The sequence below is a fragment of the Vogesella fluminis genome (genome assembly GCF_014652335.1).
Taxonomy (GTDB): Bacteria; Pseudomonadota; Gammaproteobacteria; order Burkholderiales; family Chromobacteriaceae; genus Vogesella; species Vogesella fluminis.
Window position 1 is genome coordinate 1 of the sequence record NZ_BMYP01000110.1, and the last position, 1,090, is coordinate 1,090.

At 67.2% G+C, this 1,090-nt stretch carries 1 protein-coding gene; it reads left to right on the forward strand.

What is annotated here, in order from left to right; translation table 11 throughout:
- Window positions 1–131 precede the first annotated feature (131 nt).
- On the forward strand, window positions 132–1,034 hold the full coding sequence (locus IE083_RS15660; protein WP_189354960.1) for a DMT family transporter: 903 nt from the start codon (window positions 132–134) through the stop codon (window positions 1,032–1,034).
- The last annotated feature ends 56 nt before the right edge of the window (window positions 1,035–1,090 follow it).

Here is a 1,090-nt window from a genome sequence, read left to right on the forward strand (position 1 = left end):
GCCCTGCGTTTCACTATTCCGCCTTCGGGCAGGCCCAAGTCCGACAGGCTGCTAGCGCCCGCCGCTGCAACGTTGGCCGCAAGCGCCAGAGCCCTGTCGATTAACTTTGCCCTTAGCCGGAGACCCCCGACATGCCCAGCACCCAACCCCATGCCTGGCTTGGCCAGCTCAAGATCCTGCTGTCCGCCATCGGCTTTGGCAGCATGGCCATCTTCGCCCGCTTTGCCTACGAAGACGGCGCCTCCACCCCGACACTGCTGTTCCTGCGCTTTGCGCTGGCCGGCGCCCTGCTGCTGCCGTGGTGTCTGGCCAAACGGCTGGAGTGGCCACGTGGCCGGTCGCTGCTGGTGCTGATGCTGATGGGCAGCCTGGGCTACGCCGGCATGGCCGCCTGCTATTTCAACGGCCTGCACTACGCCAATGCCGGCACCATCTCGCTGCTGCTGTACCTGTTTCCGGCCATCGTGCTGGCGTTGTCCACCCTGCTGCTGAAGGAGCCGTTCACCCGCCGCCGGCTGCTGGCGATCTGCCTGGCGCTGTCCGGGCTGCTGGTCACCGTCGGCGTGGACCTGCAGGCGCAGCCGCTGGGCCTGCTGCTGGGGCTGACCTCCGCGCTGATCTATTCGCTGTACATTCTGGCCGGCAGCCGGCTGGTGCACGGTGGCCATCCGCTGACCCACGCCTGCGTGGTGGTGCTATCCGCCGCCAGCTGCTACGGCGTGTGGCTGGCCATCAACGGCTTCAGCCCGCCGCACAGCCCGGCCGGCTGGGGCGCCATCCTCGGCATCGTGCTGCTGGGCACGGTGGCGGCGCTGGCGCTGTTCCTCTCCGGCCTGCAAAGCACCGGCGCCACCCAGGCCTCGCTGATCTCCACCGCCGAGCCGGTGGTGACCATCATCCTGGCGTGGCTGTTCCTAGGCGAGCAGCTGAGCCTGTCGCAAGTGCTGGGCGGCGCGCTGATCCTGTGGGCGGTGCTGCTGATCAGCCGCGAATCGCGCCCGGAACAGGTATCGCTGACCGAGCTGCACGACTAGCAGCCTGTCGGACTTAACGAGCCGTATGAGATAATTCGGATCATCCAAAACACAGC